The 20,493-nt window shown below is 44.6% G+C and carries 17 protein-coding genes; 9 read left to right on the top strand and 8 right to left on the bottom strand.

What is annotated here, in order from left to right; genetic code table 11:
- Window positions 1–40 precede the first annotated feature (40 nt).
- On the bottom strand, window positions 41–853 hold the full coding sequence (locus L876_RS0119135; protein WP_028765271.1) for a GGDEF domain-containing protein: 813 nt from the start codon (window positions 851–853) through the stop codon (window positions 41–43).
- A gap of 283 nt (window positions 854–1,136) precedes the next feature.
- Window positions 1,137–1,991 (bottom strand): PA4780 family RIO1-like protein kinase, encoded by an 855-nt coding sequence (locus L876_RS0119130; RefSeq protein WP_028765270.1) that lies wholly within the window; start codon window positions 1,989–1,991, stop codon window positions 1,137–1,139.
- 377 nt (window positions 1,992–2,368) lie between these two features.
- On the opposite strand from L876_RS0119130, the gene L876_RS0119125 reads away from it, so the two are divergent.
- The 5 genes from L876_RS0119125 (at window position 2,369) to L876_RS0119105 (ending at window position 11,735) form a co-directional block, all read left to right on the top strand.
- Window positions 2,369–4,525 (top strand): TonB-dependent siderophore receptor, encoded by a 2,157-nt coding sequence (locus L876_RS0119125; protein ID WP_028765269.1) that lies wholly within the window; start codon window positions 2,369–2,371, stop codon window positions 4,523–4,525.
- 104 nt (window positions 4,526–4,629) lie between these two features.
- Window positions 4,630–5,742: a PepSY-associated TM helix domain-containing protein gene (locus L876_RS0119120; RefSeq protein ID WP_028765268.1), complete on the top strand. Its 1,113-nt coding sequence runs from the start codon at window positions 4,630–4,632 to the stop codon at window positions 5,740–5,742.
- 1,051 nt (window positions 5,743–6,793) lie between these two features.
- A complete protein-coding gene (gene aceB / locus L876_RS0119115; RefSeq protein WP_028765267.1) occupies window positions 6,794–8,422 on the top strand; it encodes a malate synthase A in 1,629 nt (542 codons plus the stop codon).
- Between the two features lie 127 nt (window positions 8,423–8,549).
- On the top strand, window positions 8,550–9,875 hold the full coding sequence (gene aceA / locus L876_RS0119110; protein ID WP_028765266.1) for an isocitrate lyase: 1,326 nt from the start codon (window positions 8,550–8,552) through the stop codon (window positions 9,873–9,875).
- A gap of 405 nt (window positions 9,876–10,280) precedes the next feature.
- A complete protein-coding gene (locus tag L876_RS0119105) occupies window positions 10,281–11,735 on the top strand; it encodes an HDOD domain-containing protein (RefSeq protein WP_028765265.1) in 1,455 nt (484 codons plus the stop codon).
- Between the two features lie 20 nt (window positions 11,736–11,755).
- Here L876_RS0119105 and L876_RS0119100 read toward each other — a convergent pair whose 3' ends face one another.
- The 4 genes from L876_RS0119100 to L876_RS0119085 all read right to left on the bottom strand — a co-directional run bounded on the left by L876_RS0119100 (window position 11,756) and on the right by L876_RS0119085 (window position 14,426).
- Complete coding sequence (locus tag L876_RS0119100; RefSeq protein WP_051413196.1) at window positions 11,756–12,235, bottom strand: nuclear transport factor 2 family protein; 480 nt, start codon at window positions 12,233–12,235, stop codon at window positions 11,756–11,758.
- 14 nt (window positions 12,236–12,249) lie between these two features.
- Entirely contained in the window at window positions 12,250–13,074 is an 825-nt protein-coding gene (locus tag L876_RS0119095; protein ID WP_028765263.1) for a M90 family metallopeptidase, read from the bottom strand.
- Window positions 13,075–13,294: 220 nt separating this feature from the next.
- A complete protein-coding gene (locus L876_RS0119090; protein WP_028765262.1) occupies window positions 13,295–13,723 on the bottom strand; it encodes a hypothetical protein in 429 nt (142 codons plus the stop codon).
- Window positions 13,683–14,426, bottom strand: a complete 744-nt coding sequence (locus tag L876_RS0119085; RefSeq protein WP_028765261.1) for an AAA family ATPase — start codon at window positions 14,424–14,426, stop codon at window positions 13,683–13,685. The genes L876_RS0119090 and L876_RS0119085 overlap by 41 nt, the downstream gene beginning before the upstream one ends.
- 515 nt (window positions 14,427–14,941) lie before the next feature.
- On the opposite strand from L876_RS0119085, the gene L876_RS0119080 reads away from it, so the two are divergent.
- From L876_RS0119080 to L876_RS0119070, 3 genes are all read left to right on the top strand, one after another.
- Window positions 14,942–15,160 (top strand): DUF3820 family protein, encoded by a 219-nt coding sequence (locus L876_RS0119080; RefSeq protein ID WP_028765260.1) that lies wholly within the window; start codon window positions 14,942–14,944, stop codon window positions 15,158–15,160.
- Between the two features lie 132 nt (window positions 15,161–15,292).
- Complete coding sequence (locus L876_RS0119075) at window positions 15,293–15,595, top strand: hypothetical protein (protein WP_028765259.1); 303 nt, start codon at window positions 15,293–15,295, stop codon at window positions 15,593–15,595.
- 133 nt (window positions 15,596–15,728) lie between these two features.
- A complete protein-coding gene (locus tag L876_RS0119070; protein WP_028765258.1) occupies window positions 15,729–16,232 on the top strand; it encodes a GNAT family N-acetyltransferase in 504 nt (167 codons plus the stop codon).
- A gap of 30 nt (window positions 16,233–16,262) precedes the next feature.
- On the opposite strand, the gene L876_RS0119065 is transcribed toward L876_RS0119070, so the two are convergent.
- Window positions 16,263–18,002: a bifunctional metallophosphatase/5'-nucleotidase gene (locus L876_RS0119065; RefSeq protein ID WP_028765257.1), complete on the bottom strand. Its 1,740-nt coding sequence runs from the start codon at window positions 18,000–18,002 to the stop codon at window positions 16,263–16,265.
- A gap of 91 nt (window positions 18,003–18,093) precedes the next feature.
- Window positions 18,094–19,212 carry a CNNM domain-containing protein gene (locus L876_RS22120; RefSeq protein WP_037429312.1) on the bottom strand — a complete coding sequence of 373 codons (1,119 nt, stop codon included), beginning with the start codon at window positions 19,210–19,212 and terminating at the stop codon, window positions 18,094–18,096.
- Between the two features lie 145 nt (window positions 19,213–19,357).
- Here L876_RS22120 and rlmN point away from each other — a divergent pair, with 145 nt between their 5' ends.
- Window positions 19,358–20,479 (top strand): dual-specificity RNA methyltransferase RlmN, encoded by a 1,122-nt coding sequence (gene rlmN / locus L876_RS0119055; protein ID WP_028765256.1) that lies wholly within the window; start codon window positions 19,358–19,360, stop codon window positions 20,477–20,479.
- Window positions 20,480–20,493 lie beyond the last annotated feature (14 nt).

Raw genomic sequence — 20,493 nt, 5'->3', positions numbered from 1 at the left:
TTCTCCTTTTTAATGGGCTATTTTTTAGGTAGGATTGATGTCAATGTTCATGATCAAACTGTTGGTCCAGTTCGCTGGTGCAGTACCTCACTTGGCCGGTACCAGAGCGTTTTGCTTGATACATAGCCGTATCGGCGGCAATAAGTAAGTCTTTACTGCTGGTGGCGTTTGAGGGAAAGAGAGCGACGCCTATGCTAAAATTGGTGGTTAGCGATCGGCCCGCTATGTCAAAGTGTCGATGCTGGCATTGCTGAATCGAGTCAATTAAACGGGTTAACTCACTACTTTGTCGCTGTGGTTCAATAATGAGCAAAAACTCATCTCCGCCTATGCGAGCAAGCATACCTGTATCATAGATACATTCACTTAACCTATCGCTGACTTGCTTGATGAGCGCATCGCCGACGTCATGACCATAGGTATCATTAACGTCTTTAAAGTTATCAAAATCTAAAAAGATCACCGCTAGCTCACTGTTGTTGGTCCGCGCCTTTTCCAGCATATCCTCGAGGTAACTCATGGCGAAATTTCGATTAGGTTGCCCAGTCAAAGTGTCGTAGTAGGCACTGTAGGCAATCTCACTGTTAAGGGCTTTAATATCAGTGATACGGCGAAGGCCGTAAACTGTGGCGACAATGGCAAGCCAAAAGAAGGCGAAGATGATTTCGTCTAGCTCCCAGTCTTCATGACTGCGGGTAAATAGGTAGATATTTTCGACCAGCTCCATATCTGAAACTGTGGTGATGATGGTCAGCAAACTCACGATAATGATACCAATAATGAGATCAAATAAAGCGCGTTTTCTCATTTTGATACTGGTTGGTGTATTCATGAATTTTTTAGGTTTTTTCACAGTGTCTCTCTATGTGAGTCTGTTAGCTAAATCACTTAACACCTTAAATTTAGCTGACATTTGGCTGTGCTGCTTTGATTTTTATACGGGATGTTATAGCAGACTAAAATAGTGTCATGCTTGATAGCCTATGCGGTGTTTTTATTGATAAGAAACGAAAATACATACAGGCGGTGACTGCAGAATCTCATGGCTAACTTGTGAGGAGGGAGATAGATGGAGATTGCCCTTATTGGACACTCCATCAATATTACTGGCTGATTACTATAAGCTGGGGCTTATATCATAACTCATTTGCTTCATTGATTCGTTCACGGCGTTCTTGTTCTTCATCAAATGCAGCCTGGATCTCTTCGAGTATCGATACAACATCGGCGCTCGTTGTATCTTCGATAAACTCACCTGTGAGTTCGGTCTCGGGAAAGAGCTTACCTTTTTCATACAGACTCCACATCTCTTTTGCATAGTGAGTCTGTTTTAGCTCTGGAGCAAATTGCGCATAGTAATGGGTCATATTATTCACATCCCTCGCGAGCATCGCTTTGGCATTGTTGTTGGCTGAGGCATCGACGGCTTGGGGAAGGTCGATAATGACAGGGCCATTTTCATCGAGTAGTACATTAAACTCAGACAGATCGCCATGAACAATACCGACGCAAAGCATTTTTGTTATAGACCGCATCATAGTGGCGTGATCAGCTAGGGCTTGTTCGGCGCTCAGTTCGATATCATTTAGCCGCGGTGCGACATCACCTTGGCTGTCTGTGATCAGCTCCATCAGCAGAACGCCATCAAAGCAGCCAAAGGGAGTAGGGACTCGGATCCCCGCATTGGCGCACTTGTACAGGGCGTCAACTTCAGCATTTTGCCAAGCGTGTTCTTGCTGCTCACGGCCGTAACTTGAGCCTTTTTCCATAGCGCGACTGCGACGACTATTGCGGCTTTTTCTACCTTCTTGATATTGCGCCGCTTTTTTGAAGCTACGTTTAATTGCCTCTTTATACACTTTGGCACAGCGGATCTCATTGCCGCTGCGAACCATGTAGACGGTAGCTTCTTTGCCACTCATGAGCTGGCTAATCACTTCGTCAATGAGACCATCATCAACCAGTGGTTGTATACGTTTGGGAGTTTTCATTGCGCCGTTATACCTTACTTGGCCGCAGGATGGTACCTATTGCAGGGCAAAATTTAACTTTATCGCAATCAGTATAACCGTGTGGTCGTGCTGTGAGCGTTTAGGTTGGCATGAAAACACCTTGCCCTATCATTGACCGAGTACCACCTCTATCTCGATGACTTTGCTCGTCTCTGCACTTGATGATGGAGAGGGGATGTTACTTATCTCCATATCGGTCTCAACATTTACATTACAACAAATGTAAATGATATCTATTCTCATTTACATTTGTTGTGTTTTATTTATTATCCATAGCAGATATTAACCCCTGTGTTCACAGCACTTCTAATGGTCGTAGGCCGTTGAGGCTTACCTTGGCTTTAAAGATGATGAATATGAAAACCGTAAAACTTAGCCCAATCTGCGTAGCATTATTATGCTCACTAAATATCAATAACAAGGTTTTAGCCGAGTCTGATACCAATATTATTGAGTCTGAACGTGCTCAAAAAATAGAAACCATTGAGGTGAGAGGTCGTTATATTGACGGCTATAATGCCCATTCAGTAAGCGGCGCATCTCGTTTAGATTTAGCTATTAGCGATATTCCTCAGTCGGTCTCAGTGATCACTGATGCTCAGCTACGAGACTTTCAACTAACGGATATCAATGCGGCACTAGACAGTGCTACCGGTATCAATGTTGAGCGTATTGAAACCGACCGTACTTATTATACCGCCCGTGGTTTTGACGTGACTAACTTCCAAGTGGATGGTATTGGCTTGCCGCTAACATCGGGAAATAATCACGCTGATGAGGATACCGCTATTTACGACCGCATTGAGGTCATTCGCGGGGCTAACGGCCTGATGACAGGGGTAGGAAACCCCTCAGCCACGGTCAACTTTATTCGTAAACGACCAATGGCCAGCAACGCGCTAAGTCTGAATGCTAGTTACGGTAGTTTTGATAATATGCGCTTACAAGCCGACGGAACAGCGCGTATCAATGACACCTTTGCCGCGAGGGCTGTGGCTGTCACTCAGCGCAAAGACGCATACTTAGACAGATATTCGACAGATAAGAATGTGTTTTACTTGTTTGTTGAGGCTAATTTAACTGACGAAACCAGCTTATCACTCAGCCATAGCTACATTAATAACGACGCCAAAGGCAATAACTGGGGCGCTTTGCCACTCTTTTATACTGATGGTAGCGCGACTGACTACGACCGCAGTACCAATACATCAGCTGATTGGTCCAACTGGAAAGTGGTAAAAAACAACACAGTGCTTGAATTAAGCCATTACTTTGCCGATGACTGGCGACTGCGTGCAACCTACTCCCATAAGACTACCGATGAAGATACCGAACTTTTCTATGTTTACGGTACGCCAGACAGAGCAACAGGCCTAGGGACTACAGGTTATGGCAGCGAATATGATCTTGATGATAAGCATGACTTGGCTGATCTCTACATCAACGGTGACTTCGAGTTGTTTGGCCGCGAACATCAAATCGTGACGGGCGTTAATTATGCCAAATTACGCTATACCGACAGCTCTTTGTATGACAACACGACAGGTAATGGCTTTCCTGCAATGCCGGATCTTAAACTGTGGGATGGCAACACCCCTAAACCCATCTTTAAAGATGGATTACGCGGTAGCGATGTCGAGCGTGAACAGAAGGCAGCCTATGTTACAGGGCGCTTTAATCTAATCGATGATCTGCATGTCATTGCGGGTGGTCGGTACAACCATTGGCAGGCAAAAGGGGAGTCCTATGGTAAGGAGCAAGATGTTGAGGATAGCCAGTTTATCCCCTATTTAGGCGTGGTCTATCGTCTGATGCCAGAGTTGGTCGCCTATGCAAGCTACACCGAAACCTTTTTGGCACAAAAAGAGTTGGATATTAATGACAATATGCTTGATCCCGTTACTGGCGAAAGTCGTGAGGTGGGCATTAAGAGTGAGCTATTTGACGGCAGGTTGCTGGCTAGTTTGGCCTATTTTGACATACAACAGACCAACCTTGCCAAACCTGACCCGCGTACCAGTGAATTACCGCCCACAGAACAGCGTTATATTGGGGCGGAGGGGATTAGTAGCCAAGGATTTGAAATTGATATTGCAGGTGAAATCTACCCAGGCCTAAATGCCAGCATTGGTTACACAGATTTTGATATAGAAGGGGATGACAAGGTGGCGGCCTATACACCGAATAAACTGTTTAAACTGGCGGCGACTTATGATTTTAGTGCCATCGATGGCTTCAGTGTTGGGGTCAATATGCGCTGGCAAGACAGTATCTCTCGCGAACAAGGTGTGGTTGGCGATGGATTTGCCCATGCTGGTGAAACCATAGTCACCGAGCAAAAGGCCTATGGGATTATTGATCTGATGGCTAAGTACCAGTTTAACGAAAACCTTGGTGTGAGTGTTAACGCCAACAATGTGACCGATGAGAAATATCTCACCAGTTTATATTGGGCTCAGGGCTTCTATGGCGCACCAGCTAATTATAGCGCCACGATTACTTGGAAGATGTAACGCATTGACTTGATAGCACTGTGGCCTGTCTCTGGGGAGCAGTGCTAGCAAAGGATTAGTTAATTTTAGGTCAGCGATTATGGCTGTTTGCAGATGAAAAAATAATGAGAAAGAGACTAATAAAATGGCATTCATATAGTGCCTTAATTGCCATGTTGCCATTGATGCTAATATCTATTACTGGCAGCATTTTAGTGTTCAAGGTGGAGCTAGATAGTTGGCTTAGGCCTGAACATATGCAAGTGGATGTCGTTTCGCAAGCCCCTCGATTGGCCTTAGATACCTTGATGCACGCTACACTTAACGCCAATAGCGCGTTTGAGCTAGGAGGGTGGGAGCTGTTTGATGATAAACAGCGATCAGATGCCGCTTACTTAATTCAGCGTGGGACTGATGATTGGTACAAGGTTTATATCAATCAGTACTCAGCAGAGCTGCTATCTTCGCCAGTGCCGATGGGGCACTACTTAACAGATTGGCTACTAGAACTTCATTACTCATTTTTATGGCATGTAAAGGGGGCCACCATAGGTTTCGTTAGTGCGTTAATCATGTTGTTTCTTGGGGTGAGTGGGATCATTTTATATCGTAAGTTTTGGCGTAAGCTCTTTACTTTGCGACTTCACGCCGCTAAACGAGTGTTGTTCAGTGATTTGCATAAGTTAGTTGGTATCGTTAGTTCGCCAGTGCTCATTATCGTGTCATTTACGGGCGCTTATTGGAATATAGCCGGCATACTACATGAAATGGATGCGCACGGTGACGGTGAGCATTACCTGATCAGTGCACCGTTATATCGTCCAGATATCTCCTTTGAAGTTTTGCGTCAACAAGCATCACTCGAAATAGACGGTTTTCAGGCTGGCTATTTAGCGATGCCCCATGAGCCTGAGCGAGATATTACTTTTTATGGCCAGGTACAGAGTAGTAACCCGCTGCACAGCGAATATGCCAGTATGGTAAGTTTCGATAAGACCAACGGACTGATGATACAGAAACAAGACATTCGTGATGCTGGTTGGTTGACAGTATTCTTAGACAGCTTTCGAAAACTTCACTTTGGTTATTTTGGTGGGCTGCTAACGCGTATTCTATGGTGCTTGCTGGGACTGATGCCGCTATTGTTAACACTAACTGGTGGATATCTTTACTGGTTTCGCCGTCGGCAATCTAGGCGTACTCCCCATTCTGAGCGTCGCTCGCTATTGTTCAGATGATCTGTCCCCCAATTGTTTTACCCATAGGTTTATAGCGGGGATAACTGGGTCGATCACCTTTTAAGACTGATGGACATAGATATCTCAACAGCTTCTCTGCTAGGGTTATTCTTGGGCACGACGCGATGATATCCCTAGCAGCTGCCTCTTATACTGCTTACTGCCATTCTATTTACTGTTGAACTTACAAAGGCTCCTAATTGGTTGACCCCTCGGTTGTCGATCACCGCTGTTCATTCGATGCTAGCTGGCGACACTCTGACCGATTTCTGTTATTTGATAGCGCGCTGATGACTGCTTTAGTCGCTAGTGCGTTAATTTTGGCTGTGATATCCAAAATGCGTTTCAAACCAAGAAATTTGCTGTTTTGCAGTTACCTATGCAAATAAAACGATTTTTTTTCATTTATTTTTGCTTATAACCAATATTTTTTGTGATGTTGATCGAGATACGTTACCGATTTGTTACTCAGTCTTTTGGTATAGCCACTTTACCTTTACGTAAAGGTAAATTTAAAACAGTTGTTTGAAAGTGGTGTTTGTTGAGGTGCCTATAATGCATTGTATTTTAAACAATTAATAGCTTTACGTGTAGCGTCAATCGAAACGTAAGCCTGAGTTTACTAGATATCAAAAGACAGTTTTTACTGTAACTTTTAGTTTACGTGGTGTAATTAAATATCGTTATAAATTACACGTCAAGTTATTTGGTCAATTTGTCTGACAACTTTGATATTTCATCCTTGGCTATCAGCTCGGCTTGGGTTTAAGTTTTTTAAATTCAATTGTTTATTGTGCATTTTTTATGTTGGTATTACCAATTTCTTCTGTGGTTTTTAGCTGTTTGTTGGCGAGTGTTTAACCAGTTGGATTGTTGCAAATACAATCTTTTGTTAGTAGGTTTTGTTCAAAACGTACATCTGAACGCTTAGCGATATGACATGCAAGCATCAGCAGTACCGCAGAGACAAACCAACACTCAGTCTTAGTGGTTAATGAGCAACTAAGACGGAATCGATACATTACGTAGGAAAGCCTTGGGGGTTATCAGGATGACTGAACAAGTACTAAATAAGGACCAGACTGATACTGGTATTCGCATAACAGGTGAATATATTGCTGGCCAAGATATTGTGCTGAATGAAGGTGCGCTCAGCTTACTGGATGTCTTATGTCGTGAGTTCGCACATGAAGTCCCAAGTCTACTAGAGGCTCGTAAGGCAAAGCAGGCATTGATTGATGCTGGCGCATTGCCTGACTTTTTACCACAGACCAGAGCAATTAGAGATGGTGATTGGCAAATTCGTGGCATTCCTGAGGATTTAACCGATAGGCGTGTAGAGATAACCGGTCCGGTTGATCGCAAGATGATCATCAATGCACTTAACGCCAATGTAAAAGTGTTTATGGCTGACTTTGAAGATTCTTTAGCGCCAAGCTGGGAAAAAGTGATCGAAGGCCAAAATAACCTACGTGACGCTGTACGTGGCGACATTGAGTTTACGGCACCTGGGACGGGTAAGCACTACGCGCTTAACGAGGACCCAGCGGTGTTGATTGCACGGGTTCGTGGATTGCATCTTATAGAGAAGCACGTTGAGTTTAATGGTGAAACGATACCTGGCGCACTGTTCGATTTTTGTATCTATTTTTACCATAACTATCGCCAGCTGCTTGCCAAAGGCAGTGGACCTTATTTTTATATTCCCAAGTTAGAGAGCCATATTGAAGCGCGCTGGTGGGCAAGGGTGTTTGCTTTTGTGGAAGAGCGTTTTTGTCTAACCCCTGGCACGATTAAATGTACCTGCTTGATTGAGACGTTGCCTGCAGTATTTGAGATGGAGGAGATCCTCTATGAATTACGCTCAAATATCGTCGCGCTTAACTGTGGTCGCTGGGATTATATCTTTAGCTATATCAAAACTTTGAAAAAGCATAACGACAGAATCTTACCTGATAGGCAAGCGGTTACCATGGATAAGCCATTTTTGAGTGCCTATTCACGCTTATTAGTGAAGACCTGTCACAAGCGCGGTGCGTTAGCCATGGGCGGAATGGCGGCCTTTATTCCGGCTAAAGACGCGGCGCAGAACGAAGCGGTATTGACCAAAGTACGCGGTGATAAGGAACTTGAAGCGCGTAATGGACATGATGGTACTTGGGTGGCTCATCCAGGCCTTGCCGACACGGCAATGGGAATTTTTAACGAGTATATCGGTGAGGACCATGTCAATCAGTTGCATATCACTCGTGATGTTGATGCGCCGATACTGGCTCGAGATCTGCTGATGCCTTGTGAAGGTGAGCGCACTGAATCGGGCATGCGACTGAATATCCGTATTGCGCTGCAGTATATCGAGGCATGGATTAACGGCAATGGCTGCGTACCGATTTATGGCTTGATGGAAGATGCCGCGACCGCTGAGATCTCACGAACGTCTATCTGGCAGTGGATACAGCATGAACAGAAGCTTTCAAATGGTAAATTGGTCACTAAAGCCTTGTTTAAAGAGATGTTGGTTGAAGAACTTGCCAACGTGAAGCTTGAGGTAGGTCCAGACAGGTTTACCCATGGAAGTTACACCCGAGCAGCAGTCTTGCTTGAGCAGATCACCACCTCTGATGGGCTGGTTGACTTCCTGACCTTACCTGGGTACGAGATTTTAACTCAGGCAGATTAATCCCAGTATTGAACAACTACACCTATTGATTTTTAAGGGTAAAGGTTTACCCACAGTAAAATTTGGTGTCCTTAATGACGTGCGGTAATTAGGGACGCCGAATCCTAACACACAGATGGAGATGATTATGACTAAGGCAACTACACAAATTTCACGTCAAGAGCAGATTGATGCGATTAAGAAGGATTGGGCTGAGAATCCACGTTGGGCTGGCGTTCGCCGTCCATACTCGGCAGAAGAAGTAGTCGCCTTACGCGGTTCAATTGTGCCTGAGAATACGATTGCCACCAAAGGTGCTGCAAAGTTATGGGAATTAGTGAATGGTGGCGCTAAAAAAGGCTATGTTAACTCCCTAGGCGCGCTAACTGGTGGTCAAGCGGTACAGCAAGCTAAAGCCGGTATCGAAGCTGTGTACCTATCAGGATGGCAGGTGGCAGCAGACGCGAACCTTGCTGGCACCATGTACCCCGATCAGTCGCTTTACCCTGCCAACTCAGTTCCAGCGGTTGTGCAGCGCATTAACAACTCATTCCGTCGTGCAGACCAAATTCAGTGGAGTAATGAAGTCAATCCTGAAGATGAGGGTTACACTGATTATTTCCTGCCAATCGTTGCCGATGCTGAAGCGGGCTTTGGTGGTGTATTGAATGCCTATGAGCTAATGAAAAATATGATTGACGCTGGTGCTGCAGGTGTCCACTTTGAAGATCAGCTTGCGTCGGTTAAGAAGTGTGGCCATATGGGCGGTAAAGTACTTGTACCAACACAAGAAGCGGTTCAGAAGTTGGTCTCGGCGCGTCTTGCGGCAGACGTAAGTGGTGTTGAAACCTTAGTGATTGCACGTACCGATGCGAACGCAGCTGACCTACTGACATCTGATTGTGATCCATATGACCGTGACTTTGTTACTGGAGAGCGCACTTCAGAAGGCTTCTACCGTGTTAACGCTGGTCTAGACCAAGCCATCTCTCGCGGCCTAGCTTACGCGCCATATGCGGATCTTATCTGGTGTGAAACGGCTAAGCCTGACCTAGAAGAAGCGCGTCGCTTTGCTGAAGCTATCCACGCTCAGTACCCAGATCAGTTATTAGCATATAACTGCTCACCTTCATTTAACTGGAAGAAGAACTTGGACGATGCGACGATTGCACGCTTCCAGCAAGCTTTGTCTGACATGGGCTACAAGTACCAGTTCATCACCTTAGCGGGTATTCACAACATGTGGTACAACATGTTCGATTTGGCTTACGACTATGCTCGCGGCGAAGGTATGAAGCATTATGTCGAGAAAGTTCAAGAAGTTGAGTTTGCTGCTGCCAAGAAAGGATATACCTTTGTGGCGCACCAGCAAGAGGTGGGTACAGGTTACTTCGATAAGGTAACTAATGTGATTCAAGGCGGTGAATCATCAGTGACTGCACTGACTGGTTCAACCGAAGAAGAGCAGTTTTAATCCACCGTTTTGTTTGCTACCAATCACATGAGTTAGCTGATGATGTGACTTAGGTGATTGGTAAAACCCTTTCGACTTGCTGCGTGTTGGCAGCGGTTGTTCCTCGCATTGTGTTCCTACGTGCAATGCGAGGTTTTTCTTTCCTTTTAGCGTTATTATCAATTTTGCTTGTCTTAGCGGCCCTCTTGAGCCGCTTTTTTTTGTTTAGTATTTGCTAACGACGCCGATAGCATAGCTATTCCTTGGCGTCAAAAATGCTGCTAATCGCTTTCTCTTTGGTTTTAATTTTGAGCATAGAGCGAACTTTAGATTATGTAGCCGAATTTTCTGCCTATACTACAGCTAAAGTGTGGCGTTATAATCTTGACGTCTAACAACATTTTGTCATTAAGAGTAAAGAATAATTTGAAGGCTGCAAATCAGGCTAAGGGCGCAGATTACTGGACTAAACGGATCAGTGAACAGGAGATGCCCGCATTAAGCTCAACGGTTAAGTCACTGGAAAAGCTGGCTAAGGACGACGTGTCATCCTTAGCCATATTAGGCCGCAGTGTTATGCACGATAATGCGCTCACCTCTCGTATTCTTAAAGTGGCTAACAGTGCCATTTATAACAAAGGCATTTCACAGGTCACTACCGTCAGCCGCGCAGCGGTAGTGTTAGGTTTTGATACCATTCGTAATATCTGTATTACTGCAAAACTGTTAAGTAGCCTACTTGAAAATAAAGGGTTGTCTGAAAGCGTTTATCATCGACTGCTGACGCTTATGGCAAGGGCGTTTCAAGCGGCGATGTTAGCCAAGATGATGCTGAAAGATCATGATGAAGATTTGCAAGAAGAGGTCTTCATCGCGGCTTTACTCTATCACCTAGGAGAAAGTGCTTTTTGGAGTATGGGCGGCGAGGCAACAGAACAACTCGATGCCCGCTTACGGGAAGATAATGGTAAAGATGGTAATAGTGTTATTCGTGAACAGTTAGGGGCTTCTTTTACCCAGTTAACTATGGGTATTGCACGCAGCTGGGGCTTAGGTGATGTACTGGTCAAATCCCTGTCTAACCCGAATGAGCGAACACCAGAGATCCGTTCAATATTTTTGGCCAACAAAATTAGTGAACTGATGGTGCAAGAGCCCTGTGATGTGGTGGAGCTTAATCATCGGATAAAACAAGCCGCAGATATGTTGGGCGTTGAGGTTGATGAATTCAAAGGGCAGATGATCCGCTGTAGTAAGGCAACGAAAGCACTTGCCGACACCTATGGTGCTAAAGTACTTGTGTCATTTCTTCCAAGTACTGAAAAACTGACGCTGGAGGTTGCCCCTGAAGAGGTTGTTGCCATACGTAGCCCTAATGTCACTTTGCAACTTAAAAAACTCAGAGACTTAACGGATTGCGCCATTAAGCGGGCTAATTTCAATGAGGTGATCACCATTACATTAGAGGGGGTGCTTGATGGAATCGGCATGGATCGCTGCGGTGTGATGTTGTTATCACCTAATCGTAAACGCTTGCAGCCTAGGGTTGTATTAGGCGATAACGGTGAAATAATGAAAAATGAGTTTATTGTTGAACTACAATCGGCCAAGACTGTATTTTCTGAAGCGATAGAGCTTAGACAGCCACTCTTTATTGAAAAACCAAGTTCTGAAAAGTGGCGTCTATATATGGATAGCGATATCGTAAAATATACCTCATCAACTGGGTTTATGCTGGCGCCGCTGGTTATTGAAAACAAGGTTATCGGCTTACTATACGCCGATAGACATAGCTCAGAGCGAGTCATTAGTGCGGATGACTTTGAGCGATTCACCCACTTCTCTCAGTTAACGAATGTTTGCCTCTCTGTGAGTCATTGATTTAGATGGGGAGACGCCTGTTATGGGTTGTCCTTTTTTACGGCTTTAATCTGATTAGTGATCTTTTTTGCAATCTTATTGGGGATCGGAAAGCTCAGGTGATATTGAGCTATCTTCCAGCCCTGTTCAGTTAGCAATAATGTGCCCGTTCCCCGACTCACCCCATATGCACGATTGTCTAGCAGTTCGTCGAACACGATGACATTGCCATGCTGGACGATTTTTCGATCTACTAGCTCATATCGCCACCCTTTGGTGGGGCGAGAGTAGGCTTCAAATTGCGTCATATCCCAGTATTCGGTGGCATCGGTACCAATGAAAATGGCATCTTCTGTATAGAGTGCAAAATAGTTATCCCAATCCGCAACAGCAGCGTATTGATGCAGGTTGTCGAGTACTTGAGCCGCAGGTGCTTGCTCGTCTGCATGTACACTAGAGAGACCCAACAGCATGGTTACGACGATGGCAGTGAACCATTTCTTAATTATTAATCCTGACATGAAAACTCCTCATTTTATTGCCAGTTTACTGGATCTAATTTAAAAAAGTGACTCATCTGCTGGTAGAGCGCTTTGTGGTGCTCATAGAATTGATGCGGTTTTTCAAAAAAAGTTTCGGTGATCACGGCAAAAAATTCGGCTGGGTTGGTGGCGCCATAGTAGTTAAAGATTGATGGCAGTTGCTGCCTGGCGCAGGTTTGTAGTGCGGCAAACTCTTGGTTCATCACGGCTGACCAAGCGGCATAGTCCTTATGATTCTCTAAAATAGGGGCACCATTCGAGTGGCCATCTTCTTGGTCGAGTTGATGGGCAAACTCATGAATGACGACATTGTGACCATCGTAAGGCTCTGCGGCATCTTCGACGGCTGTGTGCCAAGACAAAACCACTTTACCATATTCCCATGATTCACCGGATAACAGATGCTGGCGTTCCCAAATCACACCATCAGCATTCTGTTGTTGGTTGTTAACAATAAATAGTGATGGATAGACCAAAATCTGTTTGAGCTTGGGGTAATAGTTGGTGTGGCGATTGAGTAGTAGCAAACACGCTTGCGCCGCGATGGTGACCCTGATCTCATCGGTAATCGTTAATCCTTGGCAACCGATAAACTGCTTTTCGGCTAGGAATATCTTTATCTGCTTTTTTAGTTGCAGTTGTAGATCGGTTGGTAGTGCGCGAAAGAAGGGCATGCGGCGCTTTAAGATTTGACGCCACTGGTTTGGAAAGGCTTGCTTGGCAATCTGTCGACGTTTGTATTGCACATAGCGAGGTTTAAAGCCGATATAGGCAATGGCTGTAAGGCTTACTATGGTTACGATGAAAATAGCCAGCATAGGGTGCTCCTCTTTATATTTTATATGAGGGGACGCGAGTTCTTTTTCAACTCAATAGTGTGATTATTATCACAGATGAAAGAGGTTAGGGAGTGATAGAAAAAATCTGGCAGCGAAAAATAAAGGGAAAACGGTCAATCTGCTGCCAGTAAAAGGGTGGGAGAAAGGGTGTTGATAATGTGAACGCGATAGTGGGGATATCACTACCGCACATATAGGTTTAATCCACTAAAATTGAGCGTTCCTTCTGTGATCGTTCAGCATCAGACAGCGAGTAGTGATGCTCAATTAAAAACCTGATCAATTTTGATTTAGCAATATCGCAACCACTGGCCAACTCAGCTAAATGAGCGATAGCAGACTCACTGAGGGTAAAGGTGGCCTTGCGATAAGGCATATTTCCTTTGGGTACCACTTTTTGTTGCGCCTTAATAGGCGTACTTTCTTTATCGAACAGGCCAGAAAATCCTGTTTCCAGTTCGATAACCTGTGCCATTCTTTGCACCTGCTCAGATTGACCCGCTGCATAGTGGGTAGCATCATCGATAAAGTCTTCGATCAGCGCATCGAGCGACATTTGTAGTGGTCGTTGGCCGCTGCGTTGTGCGCTAGACTGCGTAGAGTTTTTCTTGAGATCGGCCAGTCCCATAATTACCCCTTAGCTGATTCATCTGTTTTTCGGCAAGACGATTACGAATTTCTGTGGCATTTGCAGCTTGGAGCAGTTCACAGGCGATATTACGCATCTCTTCTGCGGCTTTCCCTTTGGGCTGGATTTCAATCACTGATAAACCCGACTCTTCACTGTCATCGTAGATGTTACGACTATAAGTGATGGCATCGAGTACATTGATATCGTAGGTTCTGCATACCTCTTTTGCTTCAATGATACGGTTGACCTGATTGGGCAAGCTTGGGCATTGAGTAATCACAAAAGATGCGCGCATTTTTGGATTAATCATCATACAGGTTGCAACAATATCATCCATGTGGCTGACCGTTTTTAGGTCGCGACGCTTAGGCCTAAGCGGCATCAATACGTGTGAGGCGACTGACATGGTTGCACGCAAAGCGAGATTATCTTGACCACCACAATCAACAATCACATAGTCGTAATGCTGTTCTAGACTTAAAAGGTCATTGCGGATTTTTCCGTAAAGCTGCACACAGTTAATACCTGCGAGTGCGCTGTTGTTATTACGAGCTTGAATCCAATCTGACGTGGTACGTTGTGGGTCGCAGTCGACCATGATCACCGATGCTCCACACTCGATAGTCAAGAATACTGCTATGTTTTGAGCCAGACAGCTTTTACCACTGCCCCCTTTTTCACCGCCAACTAGAATGATCATTGTTATTCCTCTCGACTGTAGTGATTGCCGATGTTATCTATTCGATCTTTTTGGGCAGAAAGTTTTGTGTAATACCGCCGAAACTTTTCACCCGATATAGGTCATAGCTTCAATTTAGGTGTTTATTATATGTCAGTCAACCGTATGAATTTTGACGTTTTTTTGTATTGTGGCACTTGTCATTTTATTGACTTTTTGCCCGGTTTGGCAGATTGTTGACGCTAGAGGCTATCTTGTGAGACTTAAGTTGTTATTGCCTTGTTAATCATGGGTTTAGGTTTGGTAATTTAGTTTTTTATGATGAGTTAGGTGGATTAGGCTTGTCATCAATTAGGTTTTATCACTATTTATATTCACTTTGGGTATATATTTGTTTTTTTATATTTCAATTACGTATATATATTTATTGTTCATCAGCCACTGACGCTTTGGGAGTGTGAATGACTAGGCTTGATTTTTACTTTATGTTTCAATAGTCGCCTTAAGGTGAGTGCCTAGATTAATTGGATAATGCAATGGATGAAAAACTCTTGGTTGAGGCTATTAATCAAACGATGCCGTTTGGTAAATATGCCGGTCGTAAGCTGTTAGAACTTCCTGAACCCTATTTAGTTTGGTTTCATAGCAAAGGGTTTCCGCAGGGAAAGTTGGGTCAGCAACTTGCATTGATGTACGAGATAAAGCTTAACGGGCTAGAAGGGATGCTAAAACCATTATTAGTTCCCAAGGGTTAGCGGAGAAACTCAGTTATGAGAGCTTGATCTAACTCTGCTTCATTGGTTGCAGATTTACTGATATTCATTGAAGATTTATTGTCGATCACATGGTTTAATGGTCTGGTAATGTTAAATACTTAAGGATTTGCAATGTTAGCTAAACTTGTTCGCTTGGCCGCTGTTGCCACATTAGCGCTAGGTATCTCTAGTGCATGGGCTGCTGGTGTTGTTCATGAGGGTACTGTTGTCGATACGATGAACGGTGGTGGGTACACTTATGTTCAAATCAAAGAGTCAGATAAGACATTTTGGGCTGCTGGCCCACAAGTGGAAGTGAAAAAAGGCGATACGGTTGTTGTTCAAGAGCAGATGTGGATGAACGATTTTACCAGCAAGACACTCGATCGTACTTTCGATGAGCTACTATTTGTTGGTCGTATCGATAAGAAGTAATCGATTTAATAACTGCTACTCCCCTGTTAGTCTTTTTAACGGTAAGAGTGAAGTTAGATGTAGCGTTGATAAGCCATTATCAGCGCTATTTTAGTTTTTGGACTTGGTAACCATCTAAGGAAAGTGCATCAGCATGTTATCAGTCATCCCATATGAGTCAAAGTTTGCAGCCCAGGTAAGTCTGATATTTCATCATGCTATTGAGCATATTCCCGAGACTATGTATCCCATTGAGCAGAAGCAAGCTTGGTCATTTGCGCCTCGCTCTGCGTATCATTGGCATAAGCGCATGAGCCGTACTCAAGCTTGGTTAGTGGTTGATGATTCCCTGTTGCTAAATGGTCTTGAGAAATGTGTCGGGTTCATTAATCTCGAGACGCATTTTCAACATAGAGGCTATATCGATAGCCTCTATGTGTTGCCTGCCTATCAAGGCAAAAGGGTAGCAACATCACTTTATTTAGCGATGGAGGCGTGGGCACAAAAGCAAGGTATATCGCACCTCTATGTTGATGCCTCCAAGCTGTCAAAATCACTTTTTTTAACTCATGGCTTTACCCTCAAGCATAAGAGCTATCAGGAGAAACGAGGCCAAATTCTTCAGAGTTTCTACCTGACTAAAGCGCTTGTCGATTAAGCGATGATACTATCAGCCACTGAAAGCTGATTAATATAAGTGACTGGTATAACTTACTTGTGGCTCAATATCGCCCATCAGTCCCTGCTCTCGCTCCATAAAACGAATAAACGCCTGTGGGAGTGTTAGCGTGGCAATAGCGGTCTGCCAATCGGCTTGCTGTAGCGCTTGATAACCCTCTTTTCCTGATGCTGTATATGCTGAAGATACACCAAAATAGTGCTTTTCTAACTCAACGTGTTGCCAAACTTCTGTACCAGACTGGTGCGATAGGACCTCGAGTTTTATCACTCGCTTGCCGACACTTTGACGGCCATCATAGTAATATTTAAGCCCGTAGGTATAGGGGAAACTGCCTGCACCTGTACCTGTGATACTGTTATTGGTCGCTGAGTTGATGGCTGATTCAATGGCCTGGTATAGGTGTTTACCTTTGATACGATATTTCACCAAAGGCAGATCAAACGGTAGCAGTCGCCCTAATACATCGGCCATCGTCAGTGGTCCTTTGTTTAATGACTGACGCACGCCGCCAGCGTTGTGCAGGGCAAAATCAACCTTATCACGCAAGCGTTTAGTTTCGTGGTAAATGCTTTTACACACCCAAGGGGCTATCTCGCTACCGTGTGGTAGCGCTTTGCTTGGCAAGCGTGTATGTACTAAGTTTTTAGGAATAAAGGCCAAGACTTGATGTTCTAAGGCCTTGATAGCTGGATGATATTTATGTTCGATAACCTGTGCAATTGTTTCATCGTGCTCATCGCCAAGTATGCCTTTATGGGCATGTATCGCTTGGGTTAATGCCTGGTAGGTTGCCGCATCAATTGGCTCATTAGTTTCAATCAGCAGGTGTTGGTCGAGCATAAAGTAGTTGTGACCATCAAGCGAAATAAGCTTGCCATCTGCGGTAAACTCAAGGTTACACAGCCCTATGGTTTCGGCATATTTGCCTGCATGTAAAATCGGTGTCCCATTGACCGCTTCACCATAGGGGAGGGCACTCATGCCTAGGTGATTGAATTCACCTTGCAGTGTGTGTGAATGCCCGCCAACGATGACGCTGATACCAGACACTTGCTGCGCCAGTTGTTTGTCCATCTCCCAACCTAGGTGACTGAGTACCACTATATGTCTAACACCTTGCTGGTGCAGGGCCTGGATGGTATTGGCGGTCGTGGTCACTGCATTGACAAAATGAGTGTCATCATCAGGGCGTGCAATCTCTTTCATCTGCTCTAAGGTGATACCAATAATCGCTAAGGGTTTATCACCGATAGACTTTATCAATACCTTTGCCGTTTGAGTGTCACTGTTGTAATCGAGAAGATTATGGTGTCCAGCTAGTCTTCCTGGCTTGTTGGCAATCTCTTGACTGAGATCCATATTGCCCGCTAGTAGCGGAAAACCGATATTGTCGAGAAAGTTTTTAACCGGTTCATTGCCTGCATCTATCTCATGATTACCTAATACCATAGCGTCAGGCTTTAAACGGTTAAGGAGGTCTGCATTCGCTGCGCCTTTGAACTCGCTGAAGTAAAGCGTCCCTTGAAAGCTATCGCCACCATGGAGAAACAGAAATGATTGCCCATTTTGAGCGGCTTCTGCCCGCGCTTGTTCTACCTGGTAACTGATACGCGCATAACCTCCACTGTGACTATTAATGTCATAGGTTTTACCTTGATGCTGGAGCTTAAATTGAACGCGTGTCGGATCGAAGTGTGAGTGGGTATCGTTAATGTGAGCAAGTTTTAAGGTATATCTGACTGTCATGTAGGCCTCTTTCGTCGACCGAGGAGTATAGCATTGGTAGCAGAAATGAAAAAGGGAAGCCGACGCTTCCCTTTTAATCGCATTCCATCACCTATTTGATGTGTGACTCACTCGATTGGCTGACACTTCCAGGGATTGGTAAGTCAGTTTCGTTATCACCCGAACCTTCATCAGAAAGACGAATCCCTTTGTGCGTCATGCGTCGCTGCCATAACTTACGGGCCAGCTGCTGCATATCGGTGACAGGGTCGTTACTGTCTACAATTTCGAGTCCAAGTAAGGACTCAATGATATCTTCAAGGGTCACAACGCCTTGATTACTACCGTATTCGTCAACCACCATGGCGATCTTGGTGTTGCGCTTAATCATCAATTGAAACAGGGGTAATATTTTTGCTGTTTCGGGGACGATAACTAAGTTACGTTTAAGCTTGAGGATCGGCTCTAACGGCGTATTACGTTCGGCTAGCAAGATATCATTACGGTTGATGTAACCGATTATGTTATCGCGATCTTGCTCGAAAATCGGAATTCGGGTGAAGGGAGTGCCCTTATGTTTATTAGCAAACTCTTCTTGAGTTAATTCACAAGGCAAGCTAAACATGACCGTTCTCGGTGTCATGATGGCCGTTACGGGCATCTCTTTTACCGATAACATCTGCGTTAGAATCTTAGATTCTTGCTCATCAAGTTCGCCAGATTCATGACCTATTTTTGCCATAGCACTCAGCTCTTGGCGAATATATTGGCCTTCATCCCCTTTGCCTAATTTTTTGGTTACCTGTTGTGACATCCAGATTAATGGCTTAGTAAGACGCTCCATCCACATTAGTGCAACCGATACGGTTGGGGCGAGGCTACGCCAGTAATTTGCACCGAGTGTTTTCGGAATAATTTCCGAGAAGAATAGGATTAAGAAAGTTAAAACACCGGAGAATAGTCCCAACATATCATCACCAAACACTTTGGCGGCTTGCGCACCAGCAACGGCGGCACCGACAGTATGAGCGATGGTATTAAGGGTAAGAATTGACACCAAAGGTGATTCAACATTCTCTTTTTGTCGACTCAGGCGATCTGCTGCAGCTGGATTAGTTTCTTGTAAATTAGCGATATAGCTTGGAGTGACCGATAGAAGTACGGCTTCAAACACACTACACAGGAACGAGACACCAATAGAGACTAGGATAATAACAATAAGGGTTATCATGGGGGAGGTAAAATAACTCCGAGTAACGAGCCAACATTAGCTCGGGAGGAATTCTACCATAGTCTATTTCGTTGCTGGCTAAAATTTATTGATATCTGTATAATTCGCCGCCCTGTAGCAGGATTTGGTGTTGAGGTTAGTCAAAATGAGTGAGAAAAAGATCAATTTATTGGATCTAGACCGTAAAGGGTTAAGAGCGCTATTTTCCGAAATGGGTGAAAAGCCATTTCGTGCCGATCAATTGATGAAGTGGCTTTACCATTTTGGCGTAAGTGACTTTGAACAGATGACAAATATAAACAAAGCATTGCGAGCTAAACTTGCGGCGCGTTGTGAAATTGTCGCGCCAGAGATTTCCAGCTATCAAAAGTCTACCGACGGCACCATTAAGTTCGCGATTAATGTCGGCCAAGGGCAAGAAGTTGAAACGGTTTATATTCCTGAAGAAGATAGGGCCACTTTGTGTGTTTCATCGCAAGTGGGTTGTGCGCTGGAATGTACCTTCTGCTCTACGGCGCAGCAAGGCTTTAACCGCAACCTAACGGTATCTGAGATTGTCGGCCAAATATGGCGCGTCTCTCATTTTCTTGGATTTCAAAAAGATACTGGCGATCGTCCAATCACCAATGTGGTGATGATGGGAGTGGGTGAGCCTCTGCTGAATCTAAAGAATGTGATTCCCGCTATCGATATCATGTTGGATGATTTTGGTTTTAGTCTATCGAAACGCCGCGTAACTGTGTCTACCTCGGGGGTTGTGCCAGCACTAGATATTTTAGGTGACAGTTTAGATGTGGCCTTAGCGGTCAGTATCCATGCGCCAAATGATGAACTGCGTGATGTCTTGGTTCCAGTAAACAAGAAATACCCACTTGAAGATTTCTTGGCTGGCATACGTCGTTATATTGCGAAGTCTAACGCTAACCGTGGCCGGGTAACGGTTGAGTACGTGATGCTTGACCACATCAACGACAGTACTGATCAGGCGCATGAGTTGGCTAAGCTGATGAAAGACACACCCTGCAAGGTTAATCTTATCCCGTTTAATCCATACCCAGGTTCACCATACGGGCGTTCATCTAATTCGCGTATCGACAGATTCTCTAAAGTGTTGATGGAATATGGCCTTACAGTGATAGTGCGTAAGACTCGTGGTGATGATATCGATGCCGCCTGTGGTCAGTTAGCAGGGGATATCCGTGACAGAACAAAACGTTTAGCGAAAAAACGCATGCAAGATAGCCAGATTTCAGTCACAATAAAGTAACTTATTGTATCTGC

This window comes from Shewanella colwelliana ATCC 39565, assembly GCF_000518705.1.
Lineage (GTDB): Bacteria > Pseudomonadota > Gammaproteobacteria > Enterobacterales > Shewanellaceae > Shewanella > Shewanella colwelliana.
This window is presented reverse-complemented; position numbering and strand designations above follow the sequence as displayed.